This window comes from Phycicoccus duodecadis, assembly GCF_002846495.1.
Lineage (GTDB): Bacteria > Actinomycetota > Actinomycetes > Actinomycetales > Dermatophilaceae > Phycicoccus > Phycicoccus duodecadis.
Genome location: NZ_PJNE01000001.1, coordinates 2,003,259 through 2,019,250, shown reverse-complemented (window position 1 = coordinate 2,019,250; position 15,992 = coordinate 2,003,259). Strand labels below are relative to the sequence as shown.

At 73.2% G+C, this 15,992-nt stretch carries 21 protein-coding genes and 4 tRNA genes; 13 read left to right on the top strand and 12 right to left on the bottom strand.

All coding sequences use genetic code 11. The annotated features are described in order from the left end of the window. The first annotated feature begins 94 nt into the window (after window positions 1-94). The 9 genes from ATL31_RS09505 to ATL31_RS09465 all read left to right on the top strand — a co-directional run bounded on the left by ATL31_RS09505 (window position 95) and on the right by ATL31_RS09465 (window position 6,792). A complete protein-coding gene (locus tag ATL31_RS09505) occupies window positions 95-1,576 on the top strand; it encodes a lipopolysaccharide biosynthesis protein (RefSeq protein ID WP_158239825.1) in 1,482 nt (493 codons plus the stop codon). Between the two features lie 82 nt (window positions 1,577-1,658). After that, window positions 1,659-2,486 (top strand): glutamate racemase, encoded by an 828-nt coding sequence (murI, locus tag ATL31_RS09500; RefSeq protein ID WP_101395554.1) that lies wholly within the window; start codon window positions 1,659-1,661, stop codon window positions 2,484-2,486. Next, window positions 2,483-3,754, top strand: a complete 1,272-nt coding sequence (locus ATL31_RS17145; RefSeq protein ID WP_101395553.1) for an MBL fold metallo-hydrolase — start codon at window positions 2,483-2,485, stop codon at window positions 3,752-3,754. Before murI ends, ATL31_RS17145 begins: the two co-directional genes overlap by 4 nt. Window positions 3,755-3,798: 44 nt before the next feature. Further along, window positions 3,799-4,545: a ribonuclease PH gene (rph, locus tag ATL31_RS09490; protein ID WP_101395552.1), complete on the top strand. Its 747-nt coding sequence runs from the start codon at window positions 3,799-3,801 to the stop codon at window positions 4,543-4,545. Further along, window positions 4,542-5,177, top strand: a complete 636-nt coding sequence (gene rdgB / locus ATL31_RS09485; RefSeq protein WP_101395551.1) for an RdgB/HAM1 family non-canonical purine NTP pyrophosphatase — start codon at window positions 4,542-4,544, stop codon at window positions 5,175-5,177. The genes rph and rdgB overlap by 4 nt, the downstream gene beginning before the upstream one ends. A 34-nt stretch (window positions 5,178-5,211) precedes the next feature. After that, a tRNA-Leu gene (locus ATL31_RS09480) sits at window positions 5,212-5,293 on the top strand. A 1-nt stretch (window position 5,294) separates the two neighbouring features. Then, window positions 5,295-6,002, top strand: coding sequence for a class I SAM-dependent methyltransferase (locus ATL31_RS09475; RefSeq protein ID WP_143598364.1), 708 nt, complete (start codon window positions 5,295-5,297; stop codon window positions 6,000-6,002). A 44-nt stretch (window positions 6,003-6,046) separates the two neighbouring features. Then, window positions 6,047-6,517, top strand: coding sequence for a thioredoxin-dependent thiol peroxidase (gene bcp, locus ATL31_RS09470; RefSeq protein WP_101395549.1), 471 nt, complete (start codon window positions 6,047-6,049; stop codon window positions 6,515-6,517). Window positions 6,518-6,528: 11 nt separating this feature from the next. Further along, window positions 6,529-6,792 carry a DUF3618 domain-containing protein gene (locus ATL31_RS09465; RefSeq protein WP_101395548.1) on the top strand — a complete coding sequence of 88 codons (264 nt, stop codon included), beginning with the start codon at window positions 6,529-6,531 and terminating at the stop codon, window positions 6,790-6,792. 40 nt (window positions 6,793-6,832) lie between these two features. Here the strand turns inward: ATL31_RS09465 and ATL31_RS09460 are convergent, their stop codons facing one another. The 5 genes from ATL31_RS09460 to orn form a co-directional block, all read right to left on the bottom strand. Continuing rightward, complete coding sequence (locus ATL31_RS09460) at window positions 6,833-7,843, bottom strand: glycosyltransferase family 2 protein (protein WP_101395547.1); 1,011 nt, start codon at window positions 7,841-7,843, stop codon at window positions 6,833-6,835. 295 nt (window positions 7,844-8,138) lie between these two features. After that, window positions 8,139-8,214: transfer RNA gene (locus ATL31_RS09450), tRNA-Lys, on the bottom strand. A gap of 61 nt (window positions 8,215-8,275) precedes the next feature. After that, window positions 8,276-9,022, bottom strand: a complete 747-nt coding sequence (locus ATL31_RS09445; protein ID WP_101395545.1) for a copper resistance CopC family protein — start codon at window positions 9,020-9,022, stop codon at window positions 8,276-8,278. Between the two features lie 71 nt (window positions 9,023-9,093). Then, window positions 9,094-9,169: transfer RNA gene (locus ATL31_RS09440), tRNA-His, on the bottom strand. Window positions 9,170-9,232: 63 nt separating this feature from the next. Further along, entirely contained in the window at window positions 9,233-9,946 is a 714-nt protein-coding gene (gene orn / locus ATL31_RS09435) for an oligoribonuclease (protein ID WP_425440326.1), read from the bottom strand. A gap of 61 nt (window positions 9,947-10,007) precedes the next feature. Here orn and ATL31_RS09430 point away from each other — a divergent pair, with 61 nt between their 5' ends. The 3 genes from ATL31_RS09430 to ATL31_RS09420 all read left to right on the top strand — a co-directional run bounded on the left by ATL31_RS09430 (window position 10,008) and on the right by ATL31_RS09420 (window position 12,968). Next, window positions 10,008-11,168 (top strand): PrsW family intramembrane metalloprotease, encoded by a 1,161-nt coding sequence (locus ATL31_RS09430; protein WP_245862195.1) that lies wholly within the window; start codon window positions 10,008-10,010, stop codon window positions 11,166-11,168. Window position 11,169: 1 nt separating this feature from the next. Continuing rightward, window positions 11,170-12,387 carry a M20 metallopeptidase family protein gene (locus tag ATL31_RS09425; RefSeq protein ID WP_101395543.1) on the top strand — a complete coding sequence of 406 codons (1,218 nt, stop codon included), beginning with the start codon at window positions 11,170-11,172 and terminating at the stop codon, window positions 12,385-12,387. A gap of 89 nt (window positions 12,388-12,476) precedes the next feature. Further along, complete coding sequence (locus ATL31_RS09420) at window positions 12,477-12,968, top strand: WapI family immunity protein (RefSeq protein WP_101395542.1); 492 nt, start codon at window positions 12,477-12,479, stop codon at window positions 12,966-12,968. A 73-nt stretch (window positions 12,969-13,041) separates the two neighbouring features. Here ATL31_RS09420 and ATL31_RS09415 read toward each other — a convergent pair whose 3' ends face one another. The 6 genes from ATL31_RS09415 to ATL31_RS09390 form a co-directional block, all read right to left on the bottom strand. After that, window positions 13,042-13,356: a type II toxin-antitoxin system PemK/MazF family toxin gene (locus ATL31_RS09415; RefSeq protein WP_101395541.1), complete on the bottom strand. Its 315-nt coding sequence runs from the start codon at window positions 13,354-13,356 to the stop codon at window positions 13,042-13,044. Window positions 13,357-13,360: 4 nt separating this feature from the next. Then, window positions 13,361-13,594 carry a YlcI/YnfO family protein gene (locus ATL31_RS09410; protein ID WP_101395540.1) on the bottom strand — a complete coding sequence of 78 codons (234 nt, stop codon included), beginning with the start codon at window positions 13,592-13,594 and terminating at the stop codon, window positions 13,361-13,363. Between the two features lie 125 nt (window positions 13,595-13,719). Then, entirely contained in the window at window positions 13,720-13,962 is a 243-nt protein-coding gene (locus ATL31_RS09405; protein WP_101395539.1) for a hypothetical protein, read from the bottom strand. An 11-nt stretch (window positions 13,963-13,973) separates the two neighbouring features. Then, window positions 13,974-14,210 carry a hypothetical protein gene (locus ATL31_RS09400; protein ID WP_101395538.1) on the bottom strand — a complete coding sequence of 79 codons (237 nt, stop codon included), beginning with the start codon at window positions 14,208-14,210 and terminating at the stop codon, window positions 13,974-13,976. A 106-nt stretch (window positions 14,211-14,316) separates the two neighbouring features. Beyond that, a complete protein-coding gene (locus ATL31_RS09395) occupies window positions 14,317-14,610 on the bottom strand; it encodes an addiction module antidote protein (RefSeq protein ID WP_101395537.1) in 294 nt (97 codons plus the stop codon). 125 nt (window positions 14,611-14,735) lie between these two features. After that, window positions 14,736-14,809: transfer RNA gene (locus ATL31_RS09390), tRNA-Arg, on the bottom strand. A 104-nt stretch (window positions 14,810-14,913) separates the two neighbouring features. Here ATL31_RS09390 and ATL31_RS09385 point away from each other — a divergent pair. Continuing rightward, a complete protein-coding gene (locus tag ATL31_RS09385; RefSeq protein WP_158239824.1) occupies window positions 14,914-15,342 on the top strand; it encodes an RbsD/FucU family protein in 429 nt (142 codons plus the stop codon). On the opposite strand, the gene thpR is transcribed toward ATL31_RS09385, so the two are convergent. Then, on the bottom strand, window positions 15,320-15,901 hold the full coding sequence (gene thpR, locus ATL31_RS09380) for an RNA 2',3'-cyclic phosphodiesterase (RefSeq protein WP_101395535.1): 582 nt from the start codon (window positions 15,899-15,901) through the stop codon (window positions 15,320-15,322). The two genes, ATL31_RS09385 and thpR, sit on opposite strands and share 23 nt — an antisense overlap. Window positions 15,902-15,992 lie beyond the last annotated feature (91 nt).

Sequence of the window (15,992 nt, the reverse complement as noted above, 5' to 3'; positions counted from 1 at the left end):
CGGCGACCCCCACATCCCGGTACCCGCGACGGAGAGACATGGCAGCAGCGCCCGGCGTCCCCGTCGACGGCGGCCCCGCCGGGGGCCGCCCGCGATGACCACGTCGTACGGCGTGCGGGCCGGCCGGGGCGTCGCGGCGACCCTCGGCAACCAGGCCTACCGCATCCTGCTCCAGGCCGCGTCGATCGTGCTGCTGGCTCGGCTGCTGACCCCCGCCGACTTCGGGCTCGTCGCCATGGTGCTGGCCGTCATCGGCATCGGCGAGATCCTGCGCGACCTCGGCCTGTCGGGCGCGGCCATCCAGGCGCCCGAGCTGAGCACCGGCCAGCGCGACAACCTGTTCTGGCTCAACACCGGGATGGGCGCCGCGGTCAGCGTGGTCGTCGCGGCCGCCGCCCCGCTGGTCGCCGCCGGCTACGGCCGCCCCGAGCTGCTGGGCATCACGCTCGCCCTGGCGCCGAGCTTCCTCCTCTCGGGCCTGGCCACCCAGCACCGGGTCGGGCTGCTGCGCGACCTGCGCTTCCAGCGCCTCGCACTGGTCGAGTCAGCCGCCATGACGGTGGCCCTGGGTGTCGGGATCGGTCTCGCCCTGGCGGGCGCCGGTTACTGGGCGCTGGTCGCCCAGCAGGTGGCCAGCGGGCTGGTCGGCCTCGGGCTCATCGTGGGCGCCGACCCCTGGCGGCCCCGCTGGTTCCGGCGCGGGCAGGGGACGACGCACTTCATCCGTTTCGGCGGCCACCTGCTGGCCTCGACCGTGGTCACGTACGTCGGCTCCAACGCCGACACCGTGCTGGTGGGGCGGGCCTTCGGGGCCGACGTCCTCGGCCTCTACAACCGTGGGGCGCAGCTGGTGCGCCAGCCCGCGCGACAGTTCTCCAGCGCCTTCGGCACGGTCCTGCAGCCGATCCTCGCCAAGATCCACACCGACCGCGCACGCCTGGAGGTGGCGCTGCGCGACGGGCAGCTGGCGGGGGCCTACCCGCTCGCCCTCGGTGCGGCGGTCGTGGCCGCCGCGCCGGTCGACGTCGTGCGCCTCGCGATGGGCCCCCGCTGGCTCGACGCCGCCCCGTACGTGACCGCGATGTGCGCCGGGGTGGTGCTGCGCCAGGTCACCAACAGCGTGTCGCAGGGGCTGGTCGCGTGCGGCCTGGGGTCGCGGCTGTCGCAGTACACGCTCTTCTCGTCGGTGGTCACCACCGCCTGCATCGCGCTGTCGGTGCTGTGGGGCCCGGTCGCCGTGGCGTGGGTGGCCGCGATGGCGCCGTTGCTCACCTGGACGGTCGGGCACGCCGCCCTCACCCGCTGGACCGGCGTGCACTGCGGCCGGCTGCGGGCCGACGGCGCCCGGGTGATGCTGCTGGCGCTGGCGGCGACGCTGGCCGGGCGGCTCCTGGGGGCGCAGCTGGGCGGCCTGCACGAGCTGGGGCGCTTCCTGGTGGTGGCCGGAGTCGTGGTCGCCGTCTTCGCCGCGGCCACCCTGCTGCCGCCCGTGCGACGCGACGCGCAGCAGCTGGTGCGCCAGGTCCGCGAGAGTCTCGGGCGAGGGTCCCGCCCCGTTCCCCGGGCGATGCCGTAGCGGTGCGTGCCGGCGGGCACGTCGCCCACGCCACACCGCGTCGCCCTCCTGGCGCTGGGTCCGGACGCCTAGGCTTCCCCGGGTGACCGACTCACCCATCGGGGTCTTCGACTCCGGCTACGGCGGCCTGACCGTCATGCGGGCGATCCTGGACCAGCTGCCCCACGAGTCGGTGGCGTACTTCGGTGACACGGCGCGGGCCCCGTACGGACCGCGCCCCATCGCGCAGACCCGCGAGTTCGCCCTGCAGTGCCTCGACCGCCTCGTCGACCACGGGGTCAAGGTCCTCGTGATCGCCTGCAACACCGCCAGCGCGGCCGTCCTGCACGACGCGCGCGAGCGCTACGACGTGCCGGTCGTCGAGGTCATCCGCCCGGCCGTGCGGCGGGCGGCGGCCGCCACCCGCGCCGGGCGCGTCGGTGTCATCTCGACCCTGGGCACCCACCAGTCCGGCGCGTACGTCGACGCCTTCGCCGCGGCCCCGCACCTCGAGGTCACCTCGGTGCCGTGCCCCCGGTTCGTCGAGTTCGTCGAGGCCGGGGTCACCGGCGGCCCCGACCTGGTCGAGGCGGCCCACGGCTATCTCGACCCCCTGCGCGAGCTCGGCGTCGACACCGTGGTCCTCGGCTGCACGCACTACCCGCTGCTCACCGGCGTCATCTCCTACGTGATGGGCGACGACGTCACGCTGGTGTCGTCGGCCGAGGAGACCGCCAAGGACGTCTACCGGGTGCTGGCCGACGGCGGGCTGCTGCGCCCCGACGACCTGCCGACGCCGGGGCACGGCTTCACCACCACCGGCGACCCCGACGAGTTCCGGCGTCTCGCGGTGCGTTTCCTCGGGGTGGGCTCGTCGGTCGGGCCGGTCTTCGCGGCACCCCGTATCGGGGTCGAGGCGGTGCGCGGATGAGGCTCACCGTGGTGGGCTGCTCGGGCTCGTTCGCCGGCCCGGAGTCGCCCGCGTCGTCCTACCTGGTGCAGACCGAGCACGAGGGCCGGACGTGGAGCGTCCTGCTCGACCTCGGCAGCGGCGCCCTCGGGCCGCTGCAGCGGCACCTCGACCTCGCCGACCTCGACGCCGTGCTGCTCAGCCACCTGCACCCCGACCACTGCGCCGACGTGCTCGGGCTCTACGTCACGCGGCGCTACCGGCCGGCCGGGCCGCTGCCGCGGCGGATGCCGCTCTACGGGCCGTCGGGCACCGCCGAGCGGCTGGCGCTGATGTACCACGGGCTCGAGCCGGGCGGGATGGAGAGCGAGTTCGACGTCCGCGTCGTCCGCGACGCCGAGCCCGTGAGAGTGGGGCCGTTCACCGTCACGCCGTACGCCGTGGCGCACCCGGTCGAGGCCTACGGCTACCGGGTCGAGGCCGACGGCGAGGTGCTCGCCTTCACCGGCGACACCGACACCTGCGACAACCTCTCGCCGCTGCTCGCCGGCGCCGACCTGGCCCTGCTCGACTGCGCCTTCGTCGACGGCCGGGACGCCACCCGCGGCGTGCACCTCACCGGGTCGCGGGCGGCGGCGGCCGCGGTCGCGGCCGGCGGGGTCCGGCGGCTGGTGCTCACCCACATCCCGGCCTGGAACGACCCGCGCACCTGCCGCGGGCAGGCCGCCGGCGGCTGGCCGGGCACCGTCGAGCTCGCCACGGCCGGCTGGGTCACCGCCGTGGGCGCGGCGCCCGCCGACCCCGGCTCCCCGGACGTGGCCGCGGCCCACCGGATGTGGGACGCCTACCGCGCCGCCACCCCCGGCCTGCCGCCCGAGGACGACGTGGAGATCGGCGGCTTCGGCGACTCCCCGGAGATGGCCGACCGCCTGCTGGCCTACGTCCTGGGCGGCACCAAGCGCGCCACGGCCAGCCTGGTCGCCGAGTACGCCGCCGAGAACGAGGCGCTGCCCCGGGTGGGCGACCACTGGGTCGTCTGCGACGGCGCCGGCTCGCCCCGGGTGGTGCTGCGGGCGACCGAGCTGCGGGTGGGCCCGCTGGCGAGCGTCGACGAGCGGTTCGCCTGGGACGAGGGCGAAGGCGACCGCACCCTCCAGAGTTGGCTCGACGAGCACCGCGGCTTCTTCCGCCGCTCGTGCGCGCGCATCGGCACGGAGTTCTCCGACGACCTCGAGGTCTGCTTCGAACGCTTCCGGGTCGTCTGGCCCCCCGAGCACGCCGACGGCTGAGGCCGACCCGGCCGGCCCGCCGCGCCGCCGATAGCCTGGGCCGCATGACGCGACACGACGGACGATCCACCGACCAGCTGCGCGAGGTGCGCATCACCCGCAACTGGCTCGACCACGCCGAGGGCAGCGTCCTCGTCGAGTTCGGCCGCACCCGCGTGCTCTGCGCGGCCTCCTTCACCGAGGGTGTCCCGCGCTGGCTCAAGGGCAAGGGGAGCGGCTGGGTCACGGCCGAGTACGAGATGCTGCCGCGGTCGACCAACACCCGCAGCGACCGTGAGTCGCGGCGCGGCAAGGTGGGCGGGCGCACCCACGAGATCAGCCGTCTCATCGGCCGCAGCCTGCGCGCCGTCATCGACACCAAGGCGCTCGGCGAGAACACCATCGTGCTCGACTGCGACGTGCTCCAGGCCGACGGGGGCACCCGTACCGCGGCCATCACCGGCGCCTACGTGGCGCTCGCCGACGCCGTGGCCGACGCGAAGGCCAAGGGCCTCCTGGCGCCGAACGCCGCCCCGCTCACCGGCTCCCTCGCTGCGGTCAGCGTGGGCGTCGTCGGCGGCGTCCCCGTCCTCGACCTCGACTACCCCGAGGACTCCACGGCCGAGACCGACATGAACGTCGTGATGACCGGCGACGGGCGCTTCGTCGAGGTGCAGGGCACCGCCGAGGGCCGGCCCTTCGACCGCGACCTGCTCGGCCGCCTCCTCGACCTGGCCACCTCGGGATGCGCCGAGCTCACGGTCCGCCAGCAGCAGGCTCTCGACGCCCCGGCGCGGGAGCGGCTGGCGTGAGCCGCACGCTGGTCCTGGCGACCCGCAACGAGCACAAGGTGCACGAGCTGCGCCAGATCCTGGCCGGCCTGGTCGACGACCTCGGGCTCGAGATCGTCGGGGCCGCCGACGTCGACGGCGCCCCCGAGGTGCCCGAGACCGAGGTGACCTTCCTGGGCAACGCCCGCCTCAAGGCGGTCGCGCTGGCCCGCGCCACCGGGCTGCCGTCGGTCGCCGACGACTCCGGGCTCGCGGTCGAGGTCCTCGGCGGCTCGCCCGGCGTCTTCTCGGCGCGCTGGTCGGGCTCGCACGCGGGGGAGGGGGTCGCCCGCGCGGAGGTCGACCGCGCCAACCTCGACCTGCTGCTCGAGCAGGTGTCGGACGTCCCCGACGAGCACCGCGCCGCCGCCTTCGTGTGCGCGGCCGTGGTCGCGATGCCCGACGGCCGGGTCGAGGGCGTCGAGGGCCGGGTCGAGGGTGTCATCGTGCGTGAGCCCCGCGGCACCAACGGTTTCGGCTACGACCCGGTGTTCGTCCCCACCGGCGACACCCGCACGCTGGCCGAGCACACCGACGCCGAGAAGAACGCGATCAGCCACCGGGGCAACGCCTTCAGGGCGCTCGAGTCCGTGCTGCGCGAGCTGTTGGGCTGAGCCCGGCGGGGCGGAGGCCCTAGGCTGGCGCCGCGCGCGAGTGGCGGAACTGGCAGACGCGCCAGGTTTAGGTCCTGGTGCCTTCGGGTGTGCGGGTTCGAGTCCCGCCTCGCGCACATGTCGCATCCCCCGCAGCAGGCCGTCTACGCCGACAACCCGCGCGACGAGGTGGTCCCCTTCCTGCCCGGCGGCGTCCGGTCGGCGCTCGACGTCGGCTGCGGGCGCGGCGGCTTCGGGCGGAGCCTGCGGCGACGCTACGGCGCTCAGGCGCGTCTGGTGGGGGTGGAGCCGGTGCCCGAGCAGGCGGCCGCGGCGCGCCGGGCCGACGGCTTCGACGAGGTGGTCGACGGCTACTTCCCCGACGCCCTCGAGGGCCGCGACGAGCAGTTCGACCTGGTGACCTACAACGACGTCCTGGAGCACATCGTCGACCCGGCCGCCACGCTGCGGGCCACCATGGCGCACCTGACGCCCACCGGCCGCGTGGTGGCGGCCATCCCGAACGTCGCCTACGCCCCGGTGGTGGCGGACCTGGTACGCAACCGGTGGGAGTACACCGACCAGGGCATCCTCGACCGCACGCACCTGCGGTTCTTCACGCGCGCCTCGGCGGTGGCGCTCTTCGAGGACAACGGCTTCGCGGTCGAGGCCTGCGGCGGGATCAACAGTATCGGCAAGCGGTGGGACACCGACCCCCTGCTGCCGCGCCGCGTCGCCAAGCGCCTGCTGGCCCGGTCGCTCGGCGACCACCGCTACCTGCACTTCGTCGTCGTGGGCCGGCCCACCGGCGAGCGGTACGCGGAGGTCAACGGCGCCCGGGCGTGAGGGTAGGTTTGGGGCTGCGACCACGACCACAAGGAGGCCCCGACGTGGGCGAACGGCTGGCCCCGGGCGACACCGCCCCCGACTTCACCCTCCCGGACGACACCGGGTCGGACGTCACCCTGTCCGACCTGCGCGGCCGCAAGGTCATCGTCTACTTCTACCCGGCGGCGATGACGCCTGGGTGCACCACGCAGGCGTGTGACTTCAGTGAGTCCCTCGAGTCGCTCAGCGCCAAGGGGTACACCGTGCTCGGCATCTCGCCCGACCAGCCGGCCAAGCTCGCGACGTTCCGCGAGAAGGAGGCGCTCACCATCGCGCTGCTGTCCGATGCCGACCGCTCGGTGATGACGGCGTGGGGCGCCTTCGGCGAGAAGACGCTCTACGGCAAGACGGTGCAGGGTGTCATCCGCAGCACCGTCGTGCTCGACGAGCAGGGCACCGTGAGCCACGCCTGGTACAACGTCAAAGCCACCGGCCACGTCGCGAAGCTCCGCCGCGACCTCGGCCTCGAGTGACAGAGGGACCCATGAGCCAGCACCAGTCCATCGCGGCCCTCGAGGCCGAGGTCGTCGCCCGGCGCGAGCGCCTGGCGCGCACCGTCGACCAGCTCGTCGTCACGGCCAGCCCGAAGAACATCGTGCGGCGCCAGGTCGAGGCCGCCAAGGCTGCCCTCGACGCGGCCACCCGCACCCCGGACGGGCGCCTGCGCACCGACCGGGTCGCCGCCGCCGGTGCGGTCGTCGCCGTGCTCGGGGGCCTGCTGGCCTACCGCGCCTGGCAGCGCCGCTGAGCGGGTTCTCCTCTCGGGCGCCGGCCCGGTCGGGGCCGGGTCAGCCCGTGGCGGGCCGCTCCCGCTGCAGCTCGCGGCTCTTCTGGGGCCGGTAGGTCGACAGGTCGGTGGAGCCGTGCCGCCGCCCGGCGCGACCCGCGGACTCCACGCAGAACGCCACCACCCGGCGCCCGACGTTCGGCGGCAGCCGGCGGCTCGCGCTCTCGGCGCCGCGCCCCAGGAGCTCGTAGTGCCGCCACTCGGTGAGGGCTGCCGCCGTCAGGGCCGTCCCGGCGTCCCAGGCCCTCGTCCGCAGGCCGCGACGGAGCGGGACGGTGACCTCGTGCGCCTCACCGTGGACGCGCTGGAAGAGGGAGCGGGAGGCGCCTGCGACGTACGCGCGGGGTACCCGGTTGGCGGCCGAGAGCGGCGCGCCCCGGTGCTCGATCTCCAGGGCCGGGTCGACGACGATGCGGACCCCGGAGCGGGCGAGCCGGAAGCCCAGCTCGCTGTCCTGGCCGTAGACGAAGCGGGGGTCGAACCCGTGGTCGAGCCGGCTCCACGCGGTGCGGGTGACCGAGTTGTGGGCCGACCAGTCGACCCAGCGCCGGTCCGGCTCGCGGTCGTACCACTGGGCGGTGCGGCGCGCCGCGGCCTCGCGGCCGTAGGTGTCCCAGTAGGCGGTCGCCGACGGGACGTCGCGCATCGCACAGGACACGCCGACGTCGTCGCGCCCGCGATGGTGGGCGACATGTCGTCGCACCATGTCGGGAGCCGGGGTCAGGTCGTCGTCGCAGCGGATGAGGACCCGCCCGCGTGCCTGGTCGTAGCCGACGTTGAGGGCGGCGACCACGCCGTGGGGAGCGGGGCTGTGCAGGGCCCGCAGGGGGAGCCGGTCGCGGAAGGCGTCTATGACCGCGGGCGACTCATCGTGGACCCGGTCGAGCACGACCAGCACCTCCCAGGGCTCGGTCGTGTCCTGCACCGACAGCGCGCGCAGGAGCGCCGGGAGGCGATGTGCTCCCCGGTGGCTGGGCACGATCACCGACGCGCTGACGGTCCCTGCGGGCACTCGGGCAGCCTACAGACCGTCCGCGTTCCCTCCCGGCGCTACCCGCTGAGCGCGCCCACGGCGCCCCTCGTCGACCTGTCGCCGTTCACTACCCCCGCCGTCGGCCACCGCGTGCAGCACTGCCTCGCGCTCGTCACCGGCGGCGAGGGCACAATCGAGGGCACCGACGACGTGCTCCGCGCCGCGGTCTGACCTACGTAAGCGGCGCCCGCGGGACGAGCGCAGGAGACGGGCGCCCAGTACGGGGAACAGGCGAGGCTCCCCGTGACCGGGGAGCCTCGCGCTCGAAGAGCGGTGGTGCGCCATCAGGGACTCGAACCCCGAACCCGCTGATTAAGAGTCAGCTGCTCTGCCAATTGAGCTAATGGCGCGCGAGCGGAGACATTATCAGCCTCTCCCGGCCGTCGCGAAATCGATGGGACGGGGGGTGGCTCAGCCACGGAAGGAGCCGTCGGGGTCGTCACCCTGGTGCTCGCCCGGGTCGTCGCCGGCGCCGGCGCCGCCTGCCACCGACGGGGGGCGGGACAGGGTCCGCCAGGCGGCGGCCGCGCCCACGAGCACGAGGAGGACGACGAGGCCGGCCACCCACAGCCAGCCGGGGACACCGGCCTCGGCGGCCGCAGGTGCCGTCGAGGGGGACGGGAGCGGGGTGGGGGCGGGAATGGCCGACGGAGCGGACGGGCTCGCGGACGGGGATGCCGTGGAGGTGGCGTCGGGCGACGCGCTCGGGGTGGGCGGCGCGATGGTCGTGGTGAACGCCAGCGTCCCGGCCACCGCGTGCCCGTCGACGCTGACGACGCGGTAGGCCACGGTGTGGGCCCCCGCCGCGAGGTCCGGCACGAGGGGCTGGGTGACGGTGCGTCCCCGGACGACGGCGCTGCCCTGGGTCTCGTCGCCGCCGGGGCCGCTGACCCGCAGGACGAGGAACCGGGGGTCGACGTCCTCGCTGAAGGTCAGGGTGACGCGCTGGGCGGTCGGCACGCGGGCGCCGTCGGCCGGGGCCGTGGAGACCAGGCGAGCGTGCAGCGGCAGCAACGCGGGCTGCCCCGCGGGCACGGCCTGCGGCACCCCGGCCGACGCCGGCGCGGCGAACACCGGCAGCGCCGAGGCGACGAGGGCGAAGGTCACCAGCAGCACGACGAGCACGGTGACGGCGGCGGACATCCGGCGGGAGAGCACCGCCTCATCATTGCAAAGCCGGGGACGCGACGAGCCCCCGACCCTAGACCGGGCCGGGGGCTCGACGTGCGTGGGGTGAGCGACGGGACTTGAACCCGCGACCCTCGCGACCACAACGCGATGCTCTACCAGCTGAGCTACGCCCACCACGACGGGCACTGCCACCCACGGAAAGTGGTGCTGCGCCCGCAGCGCGGACCATCGTACTAGTTACGAAGGGGTGCTCGGGACGCCGTCCCCGGCGGTGCCGTCCTCGGCGTCACCGGCGGCCACGGCAGCGGTCCTGGCCCCGCCGTGGTCGACGACGTGCCGGGCGGCCAGCGCCCGCAGGTCGTCGGTGGGGCGGCCGGGCGGGTCGACGAAGACCGCGCCGCGGTAGTACCGCAGCTCCGCGATGGACTCGCGGATGTCGGCCAGGGCCCGGTGCCCCCCGCTCTTGGTGGGGGCCGAGAAGTACGCCCGCGGGTACCAGCGCCGCGACAGCTCCTTGATGGAGGAGACGTCGATGATCCGGTAGTGCAGGTGGCTCTCGAGGCCCGGCATGTCCCGCGCCAGGAAGGCCCGGTCGGTCGCGACGGTGTTGCCACCGAGCGGCGCCTTGCCCGCCTCGGGCGCCCACGCGCGCACGTACTCGAGGACGCGCGCCTCGGCATCCTCCATCGTGGTCCCCTCGGCGAGCTCGTCGAGGAGGCCGGAGGTCGTGTGCATCGACCGGACGAAGTCGTTCATCTGCGTCAGCGCGGCGTCGGGCGGACGGATGACGACGTCGACCCCGTCCCCGAGCACGGTGAGCTCGAAGTCGGTGACGAGGGCGGCGACCTCGACGAGCGCGTCGTACTCGAGGGAGAGGCCGGTCATCTCGCAGTCGATCCAGACGATGCGGTCGGTGTGCGCGCGGTCGCTGGGGGTGGACATGCGCGCCATGCTAGGCCGAGCGCGGGTGGGGCCGGGCGATCCGGCGCGCCGGGCGCTAGGGTTCACCTCCGTGAGCGGGGACCTGGGGAGGACGGCCGGCGTCGTGGCGCGCCGCGACCCCACCACCCGGTCGGCGCTGCGCTCGTGGGTGCTCACCGGGGTCGCGGGGGTCGGCTTCCTCGTCGCGGCGCTGGTGGTCTCGGCCTACCTGGGCGCCACCTTCGGGGTGCAGACCGCGCTGCTGGCGCTCGCCGTGGCCGTCATCCCGCTGGGCATCGTCCTGCCGACGTTCGTCTGGCTCGACCGCTTCGAGTCCGAGCCCACGCGCTACCTCGTGGGGGCCTTCCTGTGGGGGGCGCTCGTCGCGGCCATCGTCGCGGCCCTGTTCAACACCAGCGCGATCCTGGTGCTGCAGAACACCACCGACCCCACCGCCGCGCTCACCACCACGGCGGTCCTCGTGGCGCCCGTGGTCGAGGAGGCCCTCAAGGGCGCCCTGGTGCTGCTGGTCTGGCTGGTGCTGCGCCGCGAGTTCGACGGCGTCACCGACGGGATGGTGTACGCGGGCGTCTGCGCGGCCGGGTTCGCGTTCACCGAGAACATCCAGTACCTGGCGCAGGCCTACACCGAGGGCGGGCGCCAGGGCCTGACCGCGACCTTCGTGGTCCGCTGCCTCTTCTCGCCCTTCGCCCACCCGATGTTCACCGTGCTCACCGGGGTCGGCATCGGCGTGGCCGCGACGAGCCGCAGCTGGCTGCCCAAGGTGCTGGCGCCGCTCGCGGGGTACGTGCTGGCCGTGCTGGCGCACGCCCTGTGGAACCTGGCCGCGGTCACCGGCGGCAACGGGCTGGTCACCGTCTACCTGCTGGTCGAGGTGCCGGTGTTCCTCGCCTTCGTCGGGTTCGTCGTGTGGGCGCGCCGCCGCGAGGGCCGCCTCATCGGGCTGTTCCTGCGCCCCTACGCCGACACCGGCTGGATCTCGCCCGGCGAGGTCGCGATGCTCTCGTCGATGGGCCGCCGCCGCGAGGCCCGGATGTGGGCGCGCGCCAACGCCGGCCCTCAAGGACTCAAGGCCATGCGCGCCTTCCAGGACACCGCGAGCGAGCTGGCGCTGCTGCGCCGCCGCATGCACCACGACGCCGCCGACCGCCAGGCGCTGGCGCAGGAGCGCGAGCTGCTGGGGGCGCTCAGTGCGCGCCGCGGCGAGTTCGCCGGAATGAGAGTGGGATGACATGAGCACGTCCGTCGAGATCGCCGGCCGGATCGGCCCCGAGCTCATCGAGCTGCGGCGCCGGCTGCACCGCACCCCCGAGCTGGGCCTCGACCTGCCCGAGACCCAGGCCGTGGTGCTCGAGGCGCTGGCCGGGCTCGACCTCGAGGTGAGCACCGGGCGCGGGCTGAGCTCGGTCGTCGGCGTGCTGCGCGGGCGTGCGCCGCACGAGGGGGAGCGGCCGGTGGTGCTGCTGCGCGGCGACATGGACGGCCTCCCGGTCACCGAGGAGGTCGACGTCGACTACCGCTCCGAGCGCGAGGGGCGGATGCACGCGTGCGGGCACGACCTTCACGTGGCGGGGCTGGTCGGGGCGGCGCGCATCCTGGCCGAGCGGCGCGACGAGCTGGTCGGTGACGTGGTGCTGATGTTCCAGCCGGCCGAGGAGGGCCCCGGCGGCGCCGAGCCGATGATCGCCGAGGGTCTGCTGGAGGCGGCCGGGCGGCGGGTGGATGCCGCGTACGCGGTGCACGTGTACTCGGCCGACCACCCGCGAGGGACGTGGTTCGGGCGTCCCGGGCCGCTGATGGCCGCCGCGGACGAGGTGCACGTGGTGGTGCGCGGGGTGGGCGGCCACGGGTCGGCGCCCGAGCGCGCCCAGGACCCCGTGCCGGTGGCCTGCGAGATCGTGCTGGCCTTCCACACCGCGGTGACCCGGCGCTTCAGCGTGTGGGACCCGGTGGTGCTCACCGTCGGTCGGATCGCGGCCGGCACCAAGGACAACATCATCCCGGACGACGCCGTGATCGAGGCGACCCTGCGGACCTTCTCGCGCGAGCACCGCGAGCTCGCGCACCGGATCGTCACCGAGGTGGCCCAGGGCATCGCGTCGGGCCACGGGCTGAGCGCCGAGGTCACCATCGGCAACGGCTACCCCGTCACGGTCAACGACGAGGGCGAGTTCGCCTTCGCCCAGGGCGTGGTGGCCGACCTGTTCGGCGCCGACCGCTGGGTCGACATGGTCAACCCCGAAGCGGGCTCCGAGGACATGTCGTTCGTCCTCGAGGAGGTGCCGGGGTGCTACCTCAACGTGTCGGCGTGCGCGCTCGAGGACCACACCCGGGCCGAGGACAACCACTCACCGCGCGCCGCGTTCGACGACGCGGTGGTGCCGGACGTCGCCGCCGCCCTGGCCGAGCTGGCGCTGCGGCGCACCCGGATGCTCGCCGACGGCGCCTGAGCCGCCCGGCTCGCAACGGCGGGTGCCGATGGTCGGAAACGTCCGCTCATGCCGATGAGCGGACGGAAGGCGTCTGTACGTTTGGCCTCATGCGACTCACTTCGACTGACGGCTCGGAGGTCCGGATCCGAATGGACGGCTACCAGTTCCCGGCGATGACAACACCGGGTGACTGGGACGCGAACTGGCTGATTGTCGAGGGTGCCGTTCGGCTTGCCACCGGCGAGAGCTGGTCCTTTCGTGACCCTTGTCTGACGACGTGGGAGGTGTCGTCGTTGGTCGACTGGCTGCGTCAAGTCGCCGACGGCAGCGTGCAGCCGTCAGCCTTTCCGAGCGACGACGATGAGGAGCGTCTTCAGGTCTTCACTGAGCCCAACCTCGCGTTCAGCCTGGCAGCTAGGAGCCAGGCGAGGGTGACCCTTCGTGTGCACTTCTCGCTCGAATCTCTGCCCCCTCGGCTCCGTGAAGATCGAGACCTCGACCTGTTCGACTTCTTTGTCCCTCTGAACGTGCGCGAAGCGGAAGCGCAGTCCGCAGCTGACGCTTTGGCCGCCGACTTGGCGGCCTTTCCGGCTCGCTGACTGGACCCATTCGCGTCCGCTCCGCCAAGCGTGCATCTTCCGGTCCTGCCGCAGGTCGCGCGCTTCTTCGGCCCTAGTCGAGTAGGGCTACCTCGAGGTCGTAGGCCAACACCACGGCACGGGCTAGCTGCGCTTCTTTTTCGCCGCTGAGATACCCGACGGTGCGTCCGAGTGCATCTACTGGGACGGTGAGGACATTGTCCAGGGACACCGCGCAGTCGTGATCCAACCCGTTGTCAGGCCCCACCAGGACCTCGCTGGACAGGCCCTTGATGGTGCTGGTGATCGGGGCAACGGTCACTTTGGTCATCGCGCCCCGAGCAGCTTCCCGCGTCAGGACGAGCGCCGGCCGCGTCTTGTCGAGGCGGACCAAACAGATCTCTCGCACCCGATCAGTCCTCGAGCACGGCGTGCGTGCCGGTCCACTCGACCAGGTCGTCGAGCTCATCTGCAGCACCCTGGGTGCGAAGGATCTGCGCGTCCTGCTCGGCAGCCAGGCGACGCATCTCGCGTTCCACTGCCGAAGCCACCAGCGCGGCTCTGCTCGGCGCCTTGCCGGTCGCCACGCTGCGGTCCAGGAAAGCGACCATCTCGTCGGGAAGGCGGACTGCGATCTGCGTGCTCATGCGACCAAGGATACTCCAATGCATCCCGTAATGGGATGCTCGCGCTCATGCCGCGGACAGTGCTGTGACAGCTGGTTGGGCGGGACGATTTTCGGCAGTGGACGGCGTGGTCGCCCGTTGCCCCGTCAGCGTCCGAACCGCTTTTGGGCGGCCTGCTTGGTTACGCCCAAGGCCATTCCAATACTCAGCCAGGAGTCCCCGGCTTCGCGGGCGGCGCGGACCGCGTCGTGAAGCTCGCGATCGGCGCGAGCAACACCGTCTTGGGCCGCGATGATCCGCCGGAAGTGCACCGCATCGCGGGCCTTGACCGTCGAGGGATCGAGGTTGTCGAGCATGTTCTCGACCTCGTTGATGTTCGTGGTTGCCATGTCAGATCACCTCAATTCAGGAATTCGTAGAACTTCGGTCGCAGCCGGTCCGCGTGGATGATCCGGTCGGCCTCGTCGGCCGGCACGGCCACCAGCTCCAACCAGTTGCCTGCCCGGTCGGGCCCGATGACGATGAGCCGGTCCTCGCCGTACTGCTCGACCTCCACTAGTCGCACGGCATTTGCGTAGGCGTGCAGGATGTCGGCTTCGGCGATGCCGTGCTTGAACGCTGAGTCCGTCACCCGCACGCGTCAACCCTAGGCTGACAACTCGCGGGGGTCAACCTTAAGTTGACGATGGCCATCCCTTCCGCGCCATTGCCACCGACGGTGGCGCGGGTCTCGGTGCCTTCGGTCATTCGATGGACTCGAAGCGCACGCGGAGGCCCAGGGCCCGGGACAACTTCAGCACGGTGGCGAAGCTGGGGTTGCCATCGGCCGACAGTGCCTTGTACAGACCCTCACGGCTGATGCCGGCGCGTCGGGAGAGCTCGCTGATGTTGCCGGAGCGTGCGACAACTCCCAGCGCCTCGGTGATCCGGGCGGGGTCGTCGTCGCCTTCGTCGATCACGGCCTCGAGGTACGCCGCTGCGTCATCGAAGTCAGAGAGGTAGTCGGCAGCGTCGAAGGGAGAGAAGGCGTCGACCATGTGTCAACTGTAGTTGACAATGGCACGACAGAGTTGGCGCACGAGCAGCCTTCGTTAGTGCACGACTGATGCACGCTTCGGAATCCGATTTCCTGTTTGTGCAGGTCAGGCCATGTTTTCGACGGCGCCCCCGGCAGGACTCGAACCTGCGACCTAGAGATTAGAAGGCTCTTGCTCTATCCAGCTGAGCTACGGGGGCCGGCCGCCCGGTCGACGGCGCAGCCATCCTAGGGACTGCGCCCACCCGGTGCCCGGGCTCCTATGCTCGGAGCGCACCGCCCACGCCGACCACAGGAGGCCACCGTGCTCAAGGGCATCCACCCGATCCTCACCGGCCGGCTGCTCGCCGAGCTCGACCGCCTGGGGCACGGCGACGTCCTGGGTGTCGTCGACCGCAACTTCCCGGCGCACCGCTACCGGGTCCCGGTGGTCGAGCTGCGCGATAGCGACATCGCCGCCGCGGTCGAGGCGATCCTGACCGTCTTCCCGCTCGACTCCTTCGTCCCGTACCCCGTCGAGCGGATGGAGGTCGACGACCGTCCCGACGAGATCAACGGGCCGACGGCGGCCTTCCTCGCCCTCGCGGCCGACGCGGAGGGGCGCGACATCGGGTTCGCCTCGGTCGAGCGGCAGACGTTCTACGAGCGGGCGGCCTCGGCCATGGTCATGGTGCAGACCGGCGAGACCGTGGGCTACAGCTGCTACCTGCTCAAGAAGGGCGTGGTGGGCTGACCCCGCCCGCCCCCAGGGGGAGCCGCGCCAGCACGTCGTGCCGCGGCCGGTGCCCCCGCTCGCGGGGCAGGTGCGACTGCACGACCACGACCTCGGCCGCCTCCCACGACGGCCCGCGGTAGGTGTCGAGCACCCGCACCCATCGGCTCGCCTCGACCGGACGCGGGAAGCGGGCCAGGGTCAGGTGCGGCCGGAACCGCCCGCCGTCGGGGGCGCCGCCGGCGTGCGCGCACGCCATCCGCACCCCGTGGGCGAGCGGGGTCAGGGCGTCCCCGCCGTCGACCCCGGCCCAGAGGAGCCGGGCGCTCGTGACGTCGGGGAAGCAGCCGCCACCGGCCAGCGCCAGACGGGACCGGGGATGCCGCGCCGCCGCGGCCCCGACCGCCTCGACCAGGGGCTCGACGACGTACTCGGGGACGTCCGCGAGGAACGCCAGGGTCACGTGCCACTGCCCGGGCGGCGACCACCGAGGGCCCTCGACGTCGCGCCGGGGCTCGAGGAAGTCGTCGAGGTCCACGACCGCCGCATCGGGGGGCAGTACGGCGACGAAGGCCCGCATCCGGACATCATGGCGTAGGGGTACGACGGCGCCCCGGGCCGGCAGCGGCGTCCGCGCGGCCGGAGACCCGACCCCACGGAAACCCGGGAAT

Excerpts from the sequence above, each read along its gene's own strand:
- ATL31_RS17145 (WP_101395553.1), top strand. The coding sequence starts at position 2,483 with ATGAGGCTCACCGTGGTGGGCTGCTCGGGCTCGTTCGCCGGCCCGGAG.
- orn (WP_425440326.1), bottom strand. The coding sequence starts at position 9,946 with ATGGCGCGCATGTCCACCCCCAGCGACCGCGCGCACACCGACCGCATC.
- ATL31_RS09475 (WP_143598364.1), top strand. The coding sequence starts at position 5,295 with ATGTCGCATCCCCCGCAGCAGGCCGTCTACGCCGACAACCCGCGCGAC.
- ATL31_RS09420 (WP_101395542.1), top strand. The coding sequence starts at position 12,477 with ATGCGACTCACTTCGACTGACGGCTCGGAGGTCCGGATCCGAATGGAC.
- thpR (WP_101395535.1), bottom strand. The coding sequence starts at position 15,901 with ATGCGGGCCTTCGTCGCCGTACTGCCCCCCGATGCGGCGGTCGTGGAC.
- ATL31_RS09405 (WP_101395539.1), bottom strand. The coding sequence starts at position 13,962 with ATGGCAACCACGAACATCAACGAGGTCGAGAACATGCTCGACAACCTC.
- ATL31_RS09425 (WP_101395543.1), top strand. The coding sequence starts at position 11,170 with ATGAGCACGTCCGTCGAGATCGCCGGCCGGATCGGCCCCGAGCTCATC.
- ATL31_RS09465 (WP_101395548.1), top strand. The coding sequence starts at position 6,529 with ATGAGCCAGCACCAGTCCATCGCGGCCCTCGAGGCCGAGGTCGTCGCC.
- ATL31_RS09410 (WP_101395540.1), bottom strand. The coding sequence starts at position 13,594 with ATGAGCACGCAGATCGCAGTCCGCCTTCCCGACGAGATGGTCGCTTTC.
- rph (WP_101395552.1), top strand. The coding sequence starts at position 3,799 with ATGACGCGACACGACGGACGATCCACCGACCAGCTGCGCGAGGTGCGC.
- ATL31_RS09505 (WP_158239825.1), top strand. The coding sequence starts at position 95 with ATGACCACGTCGTACGGCGTGCGGGCCGGCCGGGGCGTCGCGGCGACC.
- ATL31_RS09395 (WP_101395537.1), bottom strand. The coding sequence starts at position 14,610 with ATGGTCGACGCCTTCTCTCCCTTCGACGCTGCCGACTACCTCTCTGAC.